Raw genomic sequence first — 15413 nt, forward strand, 5'->3', positions numbered from 1 at the left:
TTGTCAGGCTATAGCTTATGGCAAATATCGCCGTGGCTAAAGCCTGCCCAGTCGATATCGATGTTTTTGCCAAAAGCGATCACTTTAAAAAGTTCGCCCATTTCGTGCTGATGGATCAGTTTCTGTACTGCGGCGGCTGCTTGGATGTATTCAACTGAATCTGGGCTGCCGATTTGTGTCAGTAGATCAGTGATGCCGAGATTAAGCAGGAAATAAGATTGGGGCAGATAGCCGATTAAATCCAAACCTGACTCTGTACCGGCGCGTGCAATATCGGTGAAATTGACGTGCGCAGTCAAATCGGTCAGACCGATATTGAAAAAAGGGTCATGGATAGTGTGGTGACGATAGTGGCCGATGAATGTGCCTTCCTTGCGTTGCGGATGGTAATACTGAGCGGCATCGAAGCCGTAATCGATAAATATCATGCCGCCGCGCTGCAATTTGGCGGCCAGGGTTTGGATAAAGGCATATTGTGCTGGATGCAGCTCGCTTGTGTATGAAGGGAGAGGAGGGAAGTACAAGGTGGCTGTTTGTGTAAGTTCGGCTTGGGCCAATGGTCTGATGGCTTCGATTAGCTCGTCATTCTCTAGGCTGACGCCGATTTGTTGAAATCCTTCATCTTGATAAATCAAGCGTTCAACCGGCATGGCATCCAATACTTCGTTGCCGATGATGATGCCGTCAAAGTATTTGGGTAATGCGGTGAGGTGGATGACTTTTGCGGCGGCTTCAGGGGAAGTATGTTCAAGAATATGTTGGCGTTGTCTCTCTGCAAGCTCTGATGATAGTTCGATAATATAGTAATGATTCAGGCCGTCTGAAAGGTTTTGCAAGAGTGTGGCAGCGAGATGTCCTGTACCTGCACCAAATTCGTAGATATTGCCTGCTGCTTGTGGCAATAATTCGGCAAGTTGTTTGGCAAGGGTTTGTCCGAATAGGGGGGAGAGGGTGGGGGCAGTGATGAAGTCGCCGTCCATGCCAATTTTATGGCTGCCTCCGCTGTAATAACCGTATTGAGGTGTGTAAAGGGCAAGCTCCATAAAACGGGAGAAGGGTATCCAGTTTTGATGTTGTTCAATTTCGTTTTTTATGAGCTTCGTCAGGTGTGCTGAAGAGGCTTGTGCATCAGGGGAAGGAAGGGGGAGTTGTGGCTTCATGACTGTTAGATAATGTAAAAAATTTGAATTTGTTTGTATATTATAGCCCCTTGTGAGAGGGGTGGTAATTGGGTATAAAAATACTATATGTAGTATTTTAAGAATACAAATAATACTATATATAGTGTTTTATGCTATATGGAATGACTGAAATATCAATTTGTCATGCATTTCTATATATATAACCTATTGAATTTTAAGCATTTAGTGTTTCATTTCAGATAAAGGGTTGATTTGACCTGATTGCCAAAATTTCTTATAGTGTCGGTTAGTGGGGCATAGTGGGTGAAAGTGGTTACTTTTTCCTAAAAAGTGTTCCGTGAAAGTGAAAACGAAATATTTTAGGAAGGTGGGATTTTTAATCCCACTCTGTTTTATTTTAATCGAATTTGGGGTGTGATGTGTTTGGCGGTGCTCATGAATTGAGTATGGACAGTAAAGGGCGGTTGGCGATTCCTGCCAAATTCCGCGATATTTTGCTGCGCCGTTATACGCCTGCAATTGTGGTCACTCTGGATTCCCGAAAAAAATTATTGATGTACCCCGAGCCCGTTTGGGAAGAAAAAGCCGAGCAGATTTTGAAGTTGAAAGTGGCCGGCAATGAGTCTTTGCAACGGTATCAGAATCTGCTGCTGCACAATGCGGAGATTTTGGAGTGGGATAGCGCCGGACGCGTTTTGATTCCGGCGAATCTGCGTAAACGCGTGGATTTTGAAAAAGAAGTTACTTTGGTTGGTCGTGCAAACCGTATGGAGTTGTGGGGCCGCGAACATTGGGAAGAGGAAATGAATCAGGCTTTGGATATCGATCCTGACGAATTGGCTTTCCAATTGAGTCAAACGGATTTGCAATTGTGAGTAAAGTTGAAAATTATCAGCATGTTACTGTCTTGTTGCATGAGGCGGTGGATGCGTTGGCAATCCGTGAAGACGGGATTTATGTGGACGGTACGTTCGGTAGGGGAGGGCATTCCCGGCTGATTTTGTCGCGTTTGGGTGAGCAGGGTCGTTTGGTTGTTTTTGATAAAGACCCTGAGGCAATTGCGGTAGCCAATGAGCTGGCGGCGCAAGATAAACGTGTCCGTGTCGTACACAATGGTTTTGAGACATTTCAGACGGCCTTGGATGAATTGGGCATCGATAAGATTGACGGTGCGCTTTTCGATTTGGGGATTTCGTCGCCGCAAATTGACGATGGCAGCCGCGGATTCAGTTTCCGCTTTGATGCGCCGTTGGATATGCGGATGGATCCGACCCGCGGGATGTCTGCGGCAGAATGGATTGCAACCGCATCCGAACAGGATTTACACGAGGTAATTAAGAATTATGGTGAAGAGCGGTTTAGTCGCCAGATTGCGCGCGCCATTGTTGCGCAACGCGAGGAGAGTCCCATCGATACAACCCGCAAGTTGGCGCAGCTTGTGGCGCAAAACGTCCGTACTCGTGAGCGCGGACAAGACCCTGCAACGCGCACCTTCCAAGCAGTTCGCATCTTTATTAACCGCGAGCTCGAAGAGGTAGAGGCAGTTTTGCCGCAAGTTGCAGGCCGTCTGAAAGAGGGTGGGCGCTTGGCTGTCATTGCGTTCCATTCGCTGGAAGACAGAATTGTGAAGCAGTTTATTAAAAAATATTCGCAACATGCGCCATTGCCCCGTTGGGCAGTGGTCAAGGAAGCGGATTTGCCTCAGCCGCCTTTGAAGGCTGTGGGCAAAGCAATCAAACCGGGTTCGACAGAGACTGAAGCCAATCCGCGTGCGCGCAGTGCAGTTTTGCGTGTGGCGGAGCGAAGCAGTGGCGAATTTTCGGTTATTGAGTAGGGGATGGCGTCTGAACGCTGTCGTAAGAGATAGTCCTGTTATCAGGCCGTCTGAAAGTTTGAGATGGGTAAGTTGAATATTTTATTGCTGGTTTTGGTGACGGTCTCAGCCTTTGCCGTAGTGTTTAAGCAAAACCAGTCCCGTTTGCATTTTATCGAGTTGGATAAGGCGCAAAAACGGGAAATTCAGTTGGAACAGGATTACGCGCGCTTGAAATTGGAGCAGGCTAGGCTGGCAAACCACAAACTGATTAAAGTGGCGGCCGAAAAGCAACATCTGCTTCCGCCGGGTGCGCATAATACGGCTATGCTGGAACGCAAAAAATAAGAATACAGAGCCTTGCATTGGTGCAAGATTTACGGGATTTGATGGCTCACTGAGCAGCTAAGTCATGAGAAGTTCAACATGTTAATTAAGAACGAATATAAACCTCAAATGCTGTCTGGAACAACAAAAACGAAAAAGCCGCTGACAAGTAACGGACGAATCGGTTTGGTGCTGGGCGCTGTTGCGCTGGCATTTACCGGTCTGTTGGTGCGCGGGGTTTATCTGCAAACCAGTCAGCATGAATTTTTGAAAAATCAGGGCGACCAACGTTTTGTGCGTACGCTTCCGCTGCCGGCATCACGCGGTATGATTACCGACCGCAATGGTGCTACATTGGCTTTGAGTGCGCCTACAGAATCATTGTATGCCATGCCTTCCGGTATGGAAGAAATGCCGACTGCAGAACAATTAGAAAAGCTGTCGGCCATTGCCGATGTGCCTGTTGAAGTTTTGAAAAATAAATTGTCTAAAAAAGACAAAGGCTTTATCTATCTGAAACGTCAACTTAGCTACGAGAAAGCAGAAGAAATCAAGGCATTGGGTATTAAAGGCATTGCATTCCAAAAAGAATTGAAACGCCATTACCCGATGGGCAATCTGTTTGCGCACGTTATCGGTTTTACCAATATCGATGGCAAAGGTCAGGAAGGTTTGGAGCTTTCTCGTGAAGACAGCCTGCGTGGTGAAGATGGTGCGAAAGTCGTATTGCGCGACAACAAAGGCAATATCGTTGACAGCCTCGACTCTCCACGCAACAGCGTGCCTAAAAACGGCCAAGACATGATTTTGTCTTTGGATCAGCGTATTCAAACGCTGGCGTATGACGAGTTGAACAAGGCTGTGGCTTATCACAAAGCCAAAGCGGGTACAGTTGTGGTATTGGATGCACAAACTGGCGAGATTTTGGCTTTGGTCAACAGCCCGGCTTACGATCCGAATCAACCGGGTCAGGCCAATAGCGAACAACGCCGCAACCGCGCCGTAACCGACATGATTGAACCCGGTTCTGCCATGAAGCCGTTTACCATTGCCAAAGCATTGGATTCCGGCAAAGTGGATGCAACCGATACGTTCAATACCCTGCCTTACAAAATCGGTCCGGCTACCGTGCAGGATACCCACGTTTATCCTACTTTGGATGTGCGCGGCATTATGCAAAAATCTTCCAACGTCGGTACCAGTAAACTTTCTGCCATGTTTACGCCTAAAGAAATGTACGATTTCTATCACGATTTAGGTGTGGGCGTGCGCATGCATTCAGGCTTTCCTGGCGAGACTGCAGGTTTGTTGAGAAGCTGGCGCAGATGGCAAAAAATCGAACAGGCAACCATGTCTTTCGGTTATGGCCTGCAATTAAGCCTGTTGCAATTGGCGCGTGCCTATACTGTTTTGACTCATGACGGCGAATTGTTGCCGGTCAGCTTTGAAAAACAAGCGGTTGCACCTAAAGGCAAGCGCGTCATCAAAGCCTCTACTGCGAAAAAAGTGCGCGAGTTGATGGTTTCTGTTACTGAAGCTGGCGGTACCGGTACCGCAGGTGCTGTCGATGGTTTCGACGTAGGTGCGAAAACCGGTACGGCGCGTAAACTGGTCAATGGCCGCTATGTGGACAATAAACACGTCGGTACGTTCATCGGTTTTGCTCCGGCTAAAAATCCACGCGTGATTGTGGCCGTTACCATCGACGAACCGACTGCCAACGGCTATTACGGCGGCGTGGTTGCCGGTCCCGTATTCAAAGAAGTCATGAGCGGAAGCTTGAACATCTTGGGCGTTTCCCCGACCAAGCCTTTAAGTAATACTGCTACTGTCAAAGTACCGTCATAATCCAAACAATCAAAGAGATATTGTTTATGTTCAGCAAGTTAACCCCCTTGGCTGAAACCAACTTTCCGCCTCTGCTGTGTGAAAACGCAGCAGGGCGTTTGTTGCATTCAGACAGCCGACAAATTAAACAGGGTGACATTTTCGTTGCCTGTCAGGGCGAATATACAGACGGCCGCAGCTATATTCCTGCTGCCATTGCCAACGGTGCGACCTTTGTTTTTTGGGATGATGACGGCAAATTTACATGGAATCCCGAATGGAATGTTCCCAATCAAGGCATTAAAGATCTGAAACATCGCGCCGGTATGTTGGCGGCACAGGTTTACGGCAATGTTTCAGACGGCCTTAAAGTTTGGGGCGTAACCGGTACCAACGGTAAAACCTCCATCACACAATGGTTGGCGCAAGCCGCCGATCTTCTGGGCGAAAAAACCACTATTATCGGCACAGTCGGCAACGGCTTTTGGGGTGCATTGGAAGAGACCACGCATACCACGCCTGCCCCTGTCGATGTCCAAACCCTGCTCTACCGCTTCCGCCAGCAAGGCGCAACAGCCGCCGCGATGGAAGTTTCCAGCCACGGCCTTGACCAATCACGCGTCAACGGCGTGCCGTTTTGCAGTGCAATCTTCACCAATCTCACCCGCGACCACCTCGACTATCATGGTACCATGGAAGCCTACGGTGCCATCAAATCGCGCCTGTTCTACTGGCGTGGTCTGCAACACGCCATCATCAATGTCGATGACGCATACGGTGCAGAACTCGCAGGCCGTCTGAAAAAAGACTGTCCCGATTTAGCCGTTTATGGCTATGGTTTCAGCGAGCAAGCCGATATCCGCATTACCGATTTCACCGCTTCTTCAGACGGCATGGAAGCCATATTCCAAACACCATGGGGCGAAGGAAAATGCCGTACCCGTCTGCTCGGACGATTCAACGCGCAAAATCTCGCCGCCTGCGTTGCCTTGCTGTGTGCCAACGGTTATCCACTCAATAACGTTTTGGATGTATTGGCAAAAATCCATCCTGCTTCAGGCCGCATGGATTGCATCATGAACAGCGGAAAGCCCTTGGTCGTCGTCGATTACGCCCACACGCCCGACGCATTGGAAAAAGCACTCTCCACCTTGCAGGAAATCAAACCGCAGGGCGCGGCTTTGTGGTGTGTCTTCGGCTGTGGCGGCAACCGAGACCGCGGCAAACGCCCATTGATGGGTGCGGCAGCAGTTCAGGGTGCCGATAAAGTTGTCGTAACCAGCGATAACCCGCGCTTGGAAAATCCACAAGACATCATCAACGATATTTTGCCTGCCGTACCTAATCCTGAACGCGTCGAAGTTGATCGCGCCGTTGCTATCCGTTATGCGGTTGAGCAGGCTGCCGCGAACGACATCATTCTAATTGCCGGTAAAGGGCATGAAAACTATCAGGATGTACAAGGCGTGAAGCACCATTTCTCCGATTTTGAAATCGCAGAAAAAGCATTGGCAGAGCGCGGATAGACCATATCGCAAATGTTCAGACGGCCCGAAACCTTAAGGCCGTCTGAAAAAGATTTAAACATATACAATAAAAGCAATACGACACACGCATTACGGCACGTCAGCCATTAAACCCATCACAGTTGTTTGTTTCATAAGGTTTTTTTAGAAAGGCCGTCTGAACAACAAGGAGACCGATTTGATGCTGAAAATGCCGACAAAAACCTTATTAATCAGTGCAGCCGTAGTTTTATTCGCAGGCTGTACAACCAAACAACTTCCGCGTCCTACTGCCGAAATCGAGCAGTTGAGGGCGCAACAGCCTCCGGCCGAGCAAAGCCTGCCGAATCCTGTGAAAGGCAAACGTTTTGACGACACTTGGGGCGCAGCGCGCAGTCAGGGGCGCAGGCATGAAGGTGTGGATATTTTTGCTAAGAAAAACACGCCGATACGCAGTACCACGCCCGGCATCGTGACCAAAATCGGGCGCAGCCGATTGGGCGGTAAAGTTATCGGTATTCAAGGGCCGGGTGCGTGGCATTACTATGCCCACCTGAATAAATTTGCCCGTATCCGCCTGTATGAACGAGTAAAAGAAGGACAGGTCATCGGCTATGTCGGTAAAACCGGCAACGCCAGAACCACACCGGCCCACCTGCATTACGGCGTGTATCTGCCGAACGGCGCGGTAAATCCGTATCCGCTGATTAATCAGAACAGATAGACCGTCTGAATTGAAGATAGTCTTTTAGATTGTCTTATATTTTGCTTGTTAATTTATTTTTTAATAAGATTTGATGAATAATCGTTAAGTTTTTGATTTTAGGAGTTAAAAATGAATGGAAGAGTATTATTAGGTTTGCTTTGTATCGTATTTTCTATAGATATTTCTGCTAAACCCAGCAATGTTCCAGCCTCTCAGAGGAATATGCAGCTTAAAGAATTATTGTTGATTTTTTCAGACACACAACAGCCTGAAGTAGGCACTGAAGCGGAACGATATAATATTAAAGGTATGAAATGGCAGTATGGCAACATAAAAAAGAGAAGAATATGTATAACTCCAGTAAGATAAAGCTAAAAATTTTAAAGGATAGTGAAATAACCATATCTGGTAGGAATGGCTATATCGATTCAATTAATTTGTCAGATTCAGAGCCAAATCAGAAATTTAAAAAAATTTTGGAAGCCAATTTAGGTAAGGATGTGGTTAAAGAGTTAGTGGGTTGTAGAAGCGAATTTATACAAACGGAAAAAGCCTATCAAATCAGTTTTAAAGACAGGGCGGTTATTTATGTGAATGCGGATGCAAATTTTGATTCTGAACCCTTTATGTCCCCGTTATATACACTTTTTCAGTTCAGTTTGACGCGTCCAAGTCATTGGAAGTGTTGATCTGAAATATTCAAAATCTAGATATATCATTTCGTTAAGAAGAATTAATTAACTAAGATGGCAATATATGTATCTGCCCAGCGGCGCGGTGAATCCGTATCCACTGATTCATCGGAGCAGATAGGCTGTCTAAATTCGATATGGGATTTTTTTAGATTGTTTTGTGCGTTTTTCTATGGTTTTGTTTTGTAATTATTTTTTGTTTTAAATGGAGTTTGGCTATGAAATTTCTTAAATTAACAGCTTTTTTTGCTTTAAATGGTTTTTTTGTCATGCATTAGCTACTGAAATTTCTACGCCAGAGCAACAAAACATACCAAAAGAATTATCAGTATTTGTTGGACATGATGATTTATGGGCTTATGTGTATCATGATTTGGATGGAGATGGGGATACAGATGCTTTGTTAATAACTAAGCCTGAAAAAATAAAATCACTAACTGCAAAGAATAATCTTGTTCTTTCTATTTTGGAAAAGAATAAGAATGGACGGCTTATAAAAGTAGCAGAAAATAATAAGATATTTTTATATTCCAAAACTCCCAAACACCTTTTTTCCAGCGAAGATTTTTTCAAATTCCAAAAAAATCAGTTTAGCATTTATCAAGAAATACATGCAGGGACTTCTCATAATAGTACCTATACTTTCCGTAAATTCAAGAATGGGCAGTGGTATTTGACAGAGATGGAAAATACACAGACCGCCAATAACCCAAATACTGGAATAGTTGATGTGGTAACAGACTTGAAAAAATATCCTAAAAGTCTTAAGAAGATTCGTTTTGATCAGTTTAATCCTGATTCATTAGTAAGCGAATTATATAGCAAATGAAAATCTAAACAGGAGTGTAGTATGACCTTAAAGAAATTTTTATTGTTAGCTGTAAGTGGAACTGCAATGTTGCAAGCTTCTTCAAAAGGCTATATTTCTTAATGATGAATCATTTAAATCCAACGGGATGGATATTAGATTTTCTTCTAATCAATGTAACGCATTCTTGGAAAAGTTATATGAATGTAAAAACACATCTATCAAAATCCTGCCAATCAAGCAAACTTTAAAATTGCATACTGCTTGGATAAATTTGGATTATGCTGTTTATAATGGAAAATTAGATGATAAATATGCAGATGATAAATATTCTATTGTTTTCTCAGATATTAACGGAGATGGTGTCAATGATTTAATTATTCAAACAGGAAAAAAAGGTGCTTACGGTGGTCCGTCATATAACATCTATTTATATCGGAAAGGAAAATTCATTTATAACCGACCGCTTTCTCAATTAACCATTGGTACAAATTCTTTATTCAGGGTAAATGGCAATATTTTAACGGTAGGTAAAACAAGTGGATGCTGTGAATATAATAAATTTACATATAAATTACATAATGATGCAGTTAAGCTAGTGAGAAAAGAGACTGAGGTATGTGAGTCATCATCAGAGAAATGTTAAGTTGAAAGGAGAAAGTTATGGTTTTGGATTGTATGTGGGTAATACATTTATTGAATTGATTCAATTTGAAAATTATATGAGAGGTAATATTATGAAGAAAATAATGGTTTTGAGCTTGATTGCTGTATGTGCGATAACTGATGTTTATGCTAAAGGAAAGATGGCTGTTATTGCTGATACGCTGCCGCAAATTAAAAAAGATATTGCAGGGAAGCTGGAGAAATGCTTGCTATCTCCCGAGCAAGGCAGTGGGAACGATTATGTCAATGTATGCTATGGCGAGGCAGCAGATGGTTTTCTTCATGTAGGAAACCGTTATGTCAACTTGAGTTTAGCTCGGGCAGATAACCAGCTGTTGAAAGAGGAAATCAGGAAAGATCAATTATTTCTCAAGCAGCAGATTCAACATTGTGATGAGTTTCAAGGAGCAAGTGTTCCTCCAGCACAAAAATTGAATTGGATTACTATATGTAAATTGCAACGTTCGCAGGCATATGCAGAATATTTTTATCGACCTTCTGATGTTGAAATTAAGAAGGATAAAAAATATTCGCAATCTTGGAATATTTTTGTAAAAGAAACAGTAAAGAGCTTAATTGGAAATTAATCTATTAATTATTATGGAGTTTTGAGATGGCTAATTTAAATGCAAATCAAAAGAAATTGTATAACTTATCCTTAAAATATAATGAGGATCCTGCTAAATGGCTGGCTATATATGAAATTGAAAGTACAAGTGGTACAAATATGAAAGCAAGTTCAGGAGCTACTGGACATTTTCAAATTATGCCTCAATTTTATAAAGATTATGGTGTAACAAGAGATGAAACTATGGATTTGGAAAAATCATTTCTTGCGGTTAGGCAACATCATGCAAGGAATTCTACACAATTGCGAGCAAAATTAGGACGTGAATTAACTGCTGGTGAATATTATCTAGGAATCAGCAGGGATGGACTGGTGCAACTGCGCTATTATCTCATCCAAAAGACAATGTGGTGGATGCACTGGCTACTGTTATGTCGCGAAAAAAAGCAGAAAATTCAGTTAAGCAAAATGGTGGGAAAACGAGTATGACTGCTGAACAATTTGCCAATATGTGGATAAAAAGGGCAGATGGTCTTCAAGAAAAATATAATAATCAAGGATATGGTCGTAAAGATCATCAAGATGATAAGCTTAATCTTCCTGAGAAGGATACTAATACCTCACAATCCAAATATGAAGAAACCCGTTCCATGCTTCAAGGTTTGCTAAGTGATACTGACGGTTCATATGCCAAAAAGCTTCTAGCAAATAATCAGGAAGAAGTTGCTGGTTTTAGCGAGAAAATCCAAGGACGTATCATCGAACAAACAAAATTGCAAGAATTGACTGAACGTGAAAGCAGAAATACGCTGCAACAAGAAGAACAACAGCGGAATTTTTCCCGTTCTGTATAGTTTTTGTATGAATATTGGTAATTTAGTCTCCCTATGGAAGTTTATCCATAGGGAGTTTGGATTGACATGTGAGATTAATAATGAATGAGCTTGATAGAGCTTCAGAGCAAATACAAAACCTGATGATTGATATGGTCATGGTTATGGAAAAATATAAAGAGAATAGTGGGAAAATTGTAGATAATATTCAAAAAGAACTAGATAGTTCTTTAAATCAGCAGCGAAAAATGATAGTTGATATGGTCAGGGATGATATCCTTCATCACGCTTCTACCCAAGTAAAGGCATACACTCAAAATATGGATGATGCACGGAAACAGATGGTTGAGCAGGTGCGTGAATTTAATACTTATTTATGCGCAGTTAAAAGTGAAAACCAAAAAATATTTAGAATGACTGTATTGGGTATGGCACTTACTTTAACTATGTTAGTTCTCGGTGGTATTGCATTGGTTTTCTTCTATTCGAACATTATCTCTCAAAAGAAATTGGAGGCAGATATGCTGAATCGGATTAATAGTTCGGATATTGTTCGTTGCGGAGATAGTCTGTGTGCAAAAACAGGAAAGGTTGGAAATAATGGTTATCGGGTTATTCAACATCGATTTTCAGATAAGTAAACAGCCATTTTATTATTAATTAAAAAAACTATGAAACCACTAGACCTTAATTTTATTTGTCAGACCCTCGGCCTTACGATGCCGTCTGAAAATCAACCCGTTTCGCGTATTGTTACAGACAGCCGCGATATTCAGGACGGCGACGTATTTTTTGCGCTTGCCGGCGAGCGCTTTGACGCGCATGACTTTGTTGAAGATGTGTTGGCAGCGGGGGCAACGGCGGTTGTGGTTTCGCGCGAAGATTGCGCGGCTTTGAAAGGCGCGTTGAAGGTTGACGATACGCTTGTGGCTTTGCAAAAACTGGCGAAGGCGTGGCGTGAAAATGTGAATCCGTTTGTCTTCGGCATTACCGGCTCTTCCGGAAAAACGACGGTTAAAGAGATGTTGGCTGGCGTATTGCGTCATCGATTCGGTAATGAAGCTGTGTTGGCGACTGCCGGTAATTTCAACAATCATATCGGCCTGCCGCTGACTTTGCTGAAATTGAACGAAAAACACCGCTATGCCGTCATTGAAATGGGTATGAACCATTTTGGCGAATTGTCTTTGCTGACCCGAATCGCCGGTCCGAATGTTGCTTTGGTCAATAATGCCTTGCGCGCGCATGTCGGTTGCGGTTTTGATGGTGTCGGCGATATTGCCAAAGCCAAAAGTGAAATCTACGAAGGTTTGCTTGCAGACGGCATTGCGCTGATTCCGTGCGAAGATGCCAATATCGCTACATTTGAAGCTGCTACTGCGCAATTGAACGCTCAGACTTTCGGCGTTACCAGTGGTGATGTCCATGCAGAAAATATTGAGTTGAAACCGTTGTCTTGTGCGTTTGATTTGGTGCGTGGCAATGAACGTGTTGCCGTGGTACTGCCGGTCCCCGGCCGTCACAATGTGCATAATGCCGTAGCAGCGGCGGCTCTGGCTTTGGCGGCAGGTTTGAGCCTTGCCGAAGTTTTAGACGGCCTGAAAAATTTCAGTAATATCAAAGGCCGTCTGAATATCAAGCAAGGCATTAAAGGCGCGACTTTGATTGACGATACTTATAATGCCAACCCCGACAGCATGAAAGCTGCCATTGATGTGCTCGCCGCTATGCCTGCGCCGCGTATTTTTGTGATGGGTGACATGGGCGAATTGGGCGAGGACGAAGCCGCCGCCATGCACGCCGAAGTTGGCGCGTATGCACGGGATAAAGGCATCGAGGCCGCGTATTTTGTCGGCGACAACAGCGTTGAAGCGGCAGAAACATTTGGCGTGGAAGGTTTGTGGTTTGCTGACAAAGATCCGCTGATCCAAGTGTTGAGCCACGATTTACCTGAACGCGCTACTGTATTGGTCAAAGGCTCGCGCTTTATGAAGATGGAAGAAGTGGTCGAGGCACTGACGGATAAAGAGGTTGTCTGAAAATGGAACAGGAAAGGAAACGGCCTATACTGTTGCAGGTTATCGTTGGGATGATGGTAGTGGCAGCAGTTTTATGGCCGGTTGTAGTGTGGCAGTACATCAAAGATGTAGGGTTTGAGGCAATAAGCGAAGCATACGAAAGTACAAGTGGACGTTGGGGGTGGTTTGAATTTTGGTTAGGAAATTTTCATTTGCTTGTGCAAGTGATATTGATGTTGGTTAGTGCTGTTGGGCTATGGAGAGGTAAGGATTGGGCGCGTAGATTGTGGCTGTATGGCTGTATACTGTATATCGTCTACAATATGGTCGGTTATTTGGTTTCCCCTAGGAATGGGTTTCCATTGTTGGATGTCATTATTCGTGTTGTAATTTGTTACAGCTTGTTTTGTTTACATCCCAAAGATTATTTTCAGACTCAAGAAAATAAAACTTAAGAAGGCCGTCAGAAATATGAAAAAGATTTTACTATTGGCTGGTTTGCTGATTGCCGCGTTTTATGCCGGAATGAAAGTACAGGCATTTATCTATGAAGATACCTGCTTGGATTTGGGCGGCGGAAAGAATCCTGGAAACTATCCGATTTGCGTGGTAGAGAAATAATCTTACTCAACAAGGCCGTCTGTAATTTCAGACGGCATACCGATTGATTTTTAATTGGGCAATAAGCCCGCTGTAACAACAAAAACAAAAAAGGAAGCCCCATGTTTTTATGGCTCGCACATTTCAGTAACTGGTTAACCGGTCTGAATATTTTTCAATACACCACATTTCGTGCCGTGATGGCTGCGCTGACTGCGCTGGTATTTTCATTATTGTTGGGTCCGTGGACCATCCGCAAGCTGACTGCACTTAAAGTAGGCCAAGCCGTCCGTACCGACGGCCCTCAAACCCACCTGATCAAAAACGGTACGCCAACCATGGGCGGCTCGCTGATTTTGACCGCCATTACCGTGTCCACAATCTTATGGGGCAACTGGGCAAATCCTTATATCTGGATTCTCTTAGGCGTCTTGCTTGCTACCGGTGCACTCGGTTTTTACGACGACTGGCGCAAAGTGGTTTATAAAGACCCTAACGGCGTGTCTGCCAAATTCAAAATGGTGTGGCAGTCCAGCGTTGCCATCATTGCCGGTTTGGCATTGTTCTACCTTGCGACAAACTCTGCCAACAATATCCTGATTGTTCCCTTCTTCAAACAAGTTGCCTTGCCGCTTGGCGTAGTCGGCTTCTTGGTATTGTCCTACTTGACTATCGTCGGTACATCCAATGCCGTTAACCTGACTGACGGTTTGGACGGCTTGGCCGCATTCCCCGTTGTACTTGTTGCCGCCGGCCTTGCCATCTTTGCTTATGCAAGCGGACACTCCCAATTTGCCCAGTACCTGCAATTGCCTTACGTTGCCGGCGCAAACGAAGTGGTGATTTTCTGTACCGCCATGTGTGGCGCGTGTCTCGGTTTTTTGTGGTTTAACGCCTATCCGGCACAAGTCTTTATGGGCGATGTCGGCGCACTCGCGCTTGGCGCGGCGCTCGGTACCGTTGCCGTCATCATCCGCCAAGAATTTGTCCTCGTCATCATGGGTGGCCTGTTTGTTGTTGAAGCCATTTCCGTTATGTTGCAAGTCGGTTGGTACAAACGAACCAAAAAACGCATCTTCCTGATGGCGCCGATTCATCACCACTACGAACAAAAAGGCTGGAAAGAAACCCAAGTCGTCGTCCGCTTTTGGATTATCACCATCGTCTTGGTATTGATCGGCTTGAGTACCCTCAAAATTCGCTGAACCTATGCCGTCTGAACACCTTTCAGACGGCATTTGAACGTGCAAACCTGCGGCGGTAATCTGTCCCGTCTTATCGTTAACGGCGGCTGAAAAACCGCCCCATACCGAAATAGGAGAGAAAACATGAAACAGACAGTCAAATGGCTTGCAGCCGCCCTGATTGCCTTGGGCTTGAACCAAGCGGTGTGGGCGGATAATATGCCGGATTTTCAGAAAACGCTTCAAGCTGCGAAGCAAGGGAATGTCGATGCCCAATATAATTTGGGCGTGATGTATGCCATCGGGCAAGACGTCCCTCAAGACGATGCACAGGCAGTGCAGTGGTATCGCAAGGCGGCAGAACAAGGGGATGCCCAAGCCCAAGTTAATTTGGGCCTGATGTATGAACAAGGGCAAGGCGTCCGTCAAGACTATGCCGAAGCGTTCAGATGGTATCGTAAGGCAGCGGAGCAGGGATTAGTCCAAGCCCAATATAATTTGGGTGATATGTATAACCAAGGGCGAGGCGTCCGTCAAGACTATGCCGAAGCGTTCAGATGGTATCGTAAGGCAGCGGAGCAGGGATTAGTCCAAGCCCAAACCGATTTGGGCAATGGGTATGCACAAGGGCAAGGCGTCCGTCAAGACTATGCACAGGCGGTGCAGTGGTATCGCAAGGCGGCAGAACAAGGGTATGCTGGTGCCCAAGTTAATTTGGGCCTGA

20 protein-coding genes are annotated in these 15413 nt (G+C 44.8%); 19 read left to right on the plus strand and 1 reads right to left on the minus strand.

Annotated elements, in window-relative coordinates; all coding sequences use genetic code 11:
- Positions 1-8: 8 nt before the first annotated feature.
- Positions 9-1160, minus strand: coding sequence for a class I SAM-dependent methyltransferase (locus tag ACTHS4_RS07395; RefSeq protein WP_371460345.1), 1152 nt, complete (start codon positions 1158-1160; stop codon positions 9-11).
- A 401-nt stretch (positions 1161-1561) separates the two neighbouring features.
- On the opposite strand from ACTHS4_RS07395, the gene mraZ reads away from it, so the two are divergent.
- The 19 genes from mraZ to ACTHS4_RS07490 form a co-directional block, all read left to right on the plus strand.
- Positions 1562-2017 carry a division/cell wall cluster transcriptional repressor MraZ gene (mraZ, locus tag ACTHS4_RS07400; RefSeq protein WP_003748265.1) on the plus strand — a complete coding sequence of 152 codons (456 nt, stop codon included), beginning with the start codon at positions 1562-1564 and terminating at the stop codon, positions 2015-2017.
- On the plus strand, positions 2014-2976 hold the full coding sequence (gene rsmH, locus ACTHS4_RS07405; protein WP_371460344.1) for a 16S rRNA (cytosine(1402)-N(4))-methyltransferase RsmH: 963 nt from the start codon (positions 2014-2016) through the stop codon (positions 2974-2976). The genes mraZ and rsmH overlap by 4 nt, the downstream gene beginning before the upstream one ends.
- 63 nt (positions 2977-3039) lie before the next feature.
- Complete coding sequence (ftsL, locus tag ACTHS4_RS07410; RefSeq protein WP_003681879.1) at positions 3040-3303, plus strand: cell division protein FtsL; 264 nt, start codon at positions 3040-3042, stop codon at positions 3301-3303.
- A 78-nt stretch (positions 3304-3381) separates the two neighbouring features.
- Positions 3382-5130: a peptidoglycan D,D-transpeptidase FtsI family protein gene (locus tag ACTHS4_RS07415; protein ID WP_070826304.1), complete on the plus strand. Its 1749-nt coding sequence runs from the start codon at positions 3382-3384 to the stop codon at positions 5128-5130.
- Between the two features lie 26 nt (positions 5131-5156).
- Positions 5157-6635 carry a UDP-N-acetylmuramoyl-L-alanyl-D-glutamate--2,6-diaminopimelate ligase gene (locus ACTHS4_RS07420; RefSeq protein WP_070826303.1) on the plus strand — a complete coding sequence of 493 codons (1479 nt, stop codon included), beginning with the start codon at positions 5157-5159 and terminating at the stop codon, positions 6633-6635.
- 181 nt (positions 6636-6816) lie between these two features.
- A complete protein-coding gene (locus tag ACTHS4_RS07425; RefSeq protein WP_440365675.1) occupies positions 6817-7338 on the plus strand; it encodes a M23 family metallopeptidase in 522 nt (173 codons plus the stop codon).
- Between the two features lie 111 nt (positions 7339-7449).
- Positions 7450-7689: a hypothetical protein gene (locus ACTHS4_RS07430; RefSeq protein WP_168167207.1), complete on the plus strand. Its 240-nt coding sequence runs from the start codon at positions 7450-7452 to the stop codon at positions 7687-7689.
- Entirely contained in the window at positions 7635-8009 is a 375-nt protein-coding gene (locus ACTHS4_RS07435) for a hypothetical protein (protein WP_070826301.1), read from the plus strand. Before ACTHS4_RS07430 ends, ACTHS4_RS07435 begins: the two co-directional genes overlap by 55 nt.
- Before the next feature lie 364 nt (positions 8010-8373).
- Positions 8374-8841: a hypothetical protein gene (locus ACTHS4_RS07440; protein ID WP_440365658.1), complete on the plus strand. Its 468-nt coding sequence runs from the start codon at positions 8374-8376 to the stop codon at positions 8839-8841.
- Between the two features lie 127 nt (positions 8842-8968).
- Positions 8969-9466 carry an FG-GAP repeat protein gene (locus ACTHS4_RS07445; RefSeq protein WP_141761466.1) on the plus strand — a complete coding sequence of 166 codons (498 nt, stop codon included), beginning with the start codon at positions 8969-8971 and terminating at the stop codon, positions 9464-9466.
- Positions 9441-10073, plus strand: coding sequence for a hypothetical protein (locus tag ACTHS4_RS07450; protein WP_440365659.1), 633 nt, complete (start codon positions 9441-9443; stop codon positions 10071-10073). The genes ACTHS4_RS07445 and ACTHS4_RS07450 overlap by 26 nt, the downstream gene beginning before the upstream one ends.
- A gap of 26 nt (positions 10074-10099) precedes the next feature.
- Positions 10100-10543, plus strand: a complete 444-nt coding sequence (locus ACTHS4_RS07455; protein ID WP_440365660.1) for a hypothetical protein — start codon at positions 10100-10102, stop codon at positions 10541-10543.
- Entirely contained in the window at positions 10540-10908 is a 369-nt protein-coding gene (locus ACTHS4_RS07460) for a hypothetical protein (RefSeq protein WP_440365661.1), read from the plus strand. The genes ACTHS4_RS07455 and ACTHS4_RS07460 overlap by 4 nt, the downstream gene beginning before the upstream one ends.
- 80 nt (positions 10909-10988) lie before the next feature.
- A complete protein-coding gene (locus ACTHS4_RS07465) occupies positions 10989-11528 on the plus strand; it encodes a lytic enzyme (RefSeq protein WP_070826296.1) in 540 nt (179 codons plus the stop codon).
- Between the two features lie 30 nt (positions 11529-11558).
- Positions 11559-12926, plus strand: a complete 1368-nt coding sequence (locus ACTHS4_RS07470) for a UDP-N-acetylmuramoyl-tripeptide--D-alanyl-D-alanine ligase (protein WP_070826295.1) — start codon at positions 11559-11561, stop codon at positions 12924-12926.
- Between the two features lie 32 nt (positions 12927-12958).
- The gene (locus ACTHS4_RS07475) at positions 12959-13360 is read left to right on the plus strand and encodes a hypothetical protein (protein ID WP_128580140.1); all 402 of its coding nucleotides are present in this window, start codon (positions 12959-12961) and stop codon (positions 13358-13360) included.
- 16 nt (positions 13361-13376) lie between these two features.
- Positions 13377-13526, plus strand: a complete 150-nt coding sequence (locus ACTHS4_RS07480) for a hypothetical protein (RefSeq protein WP_003748282.1) — start codon at positions 13377-13379, stop codon at positions 13524-13526.
- A 101-nt stretch (positions 13527-13627) separates the two neighbouring features.
- Positions 13628-14710 (plus strand): phospho-N-acetylmuramoyl-pentapeptide-transferase, encoded by a 1083-nt coding sequence (gene mraY, locus ACTHS4_RS07485; protein WP_003685861.1) that lies wholly within the window; start codon positions 13628-13630, stop codon positions 14708-14710.
- A 123-nt stretch (positions 14711-14833) separates the two neighbouring features.
- Positions 14834-15413, plus strand: a 580-nt coding sequence (locus ACTHS4_RS07490) for a tetratricopeptide repeat protein (RefSeq protein ID WP_440365662.1), incomplete at its 3' end; no start/stop codon positions are given.

Source organism: Neisseria sp. P0014.S009, from assembly GCF_051958155.1.
Taxonomy (GTDB): domain Bacteria; phylum Pseudomonadota; class Gammaproteobacteria; order Burkholderiales; family Neisseriaceae; genus Neisseria; species Neisseria flavescens_C.

Bases quoted from the DNA above. Each gene is read 5' to 3' on its own strand.
- ACTHS4_RS07395 (WP_371460345.1), bottom strand. From the start codon at position 1,160: ATGAAGCCACAACTCCCCCTTCCTTCCCCTGATGCACAAGCCTCTTCA.
- ftsL (WP_003681879.1), top strand. From the start codon at position 3,040: ATGGGTAAGTTGAATATTTTATTGCTGGTTTTGGTGACGGTCTCAGCC.
- ACTHS4_RS07415 (WP_070826304.1), top strand. From the start codon at position 3,382: ATGTTAATTAAGAACGAATATAAACCTCAAATGCTGTCTGGAACAACA.
- ACTHS4_RS07420 (WP_070826303.1), top strand. From the start codon at position 5,157: ATGTTCAGCAAGTTAACCCCCTTGGCTGAAACCAACTTTCCGCCTCTG.
- ACTHS4_RS07425 (WP_440365675.1), top strand. From the start codon at position 6,817: ATGCTGAAAATGCCGACAAAAACCTTATTAATCAGTGCAGCCGTAGTT.
- ACTHS4_RS07430 (WP_168167207.1), top strand. From the start codon at position 7,450: ATGAATGGAAGAGTATTATTAGGTTTGCTTTGTATCGTATTTTCTATA.
- ACTHS4_RS07435 (WP_070826301.1), top strand. From the start codon at position 7,635: ATGGCAGTATGGCAACATAAAAAAGAGAAGAATATGTATAACTCCAGT.
- ACTHS4_RS07445 (WP_141761466.1), top strand. From the start codon at position 8,969: ATGGATATTAGATTTTCTTCTAATCAATGTAACGCATTCTTGGAAAAG.
- ACTHS4_RS07455 (WP_440365660.1), top strand. From the start codon at position 10,100: ATGGCTAATTTAAATGCAAATCAAAAGAAATTGTATAACTTATCCTTA.
- ACTHS4_RS07460 (WP_440365661.1), top strand. From the start codon at position 10,540: ATGACTGCTGAACAATTTGCCAATATGTGGATAAAAAGGGCAGATGGT.
- ACTHS4_RS07465 (WP_070826296.1), top strand. From the start codon at position 10,989: ATGAATGAGCTTGATAGAGCTTCAGAGCAAATACAAAACCTGATGATT.
- ACTHS4_RS07470 (WP_070826295.1), top strand. From the start codon at position 11,559: ATGAAACCACTAGACCTTAATTTTATTTGTCAGACCCTCGGCCTTACG.
- ACTHS4_RS07480 (WP_003748282.1), top strand. From the start codon at position 13,377: ATGAAAAAGATTTTACTATTGGCTGGTTTGCTGATTGCCGCGTTTTAT.
- mraY (WP_003685861.1), top strand. From the start codon at position 13,628: ATGTTTTTATGGCTCGCACATTTCAGTAACTGGTTAACCGGTCTGAAT.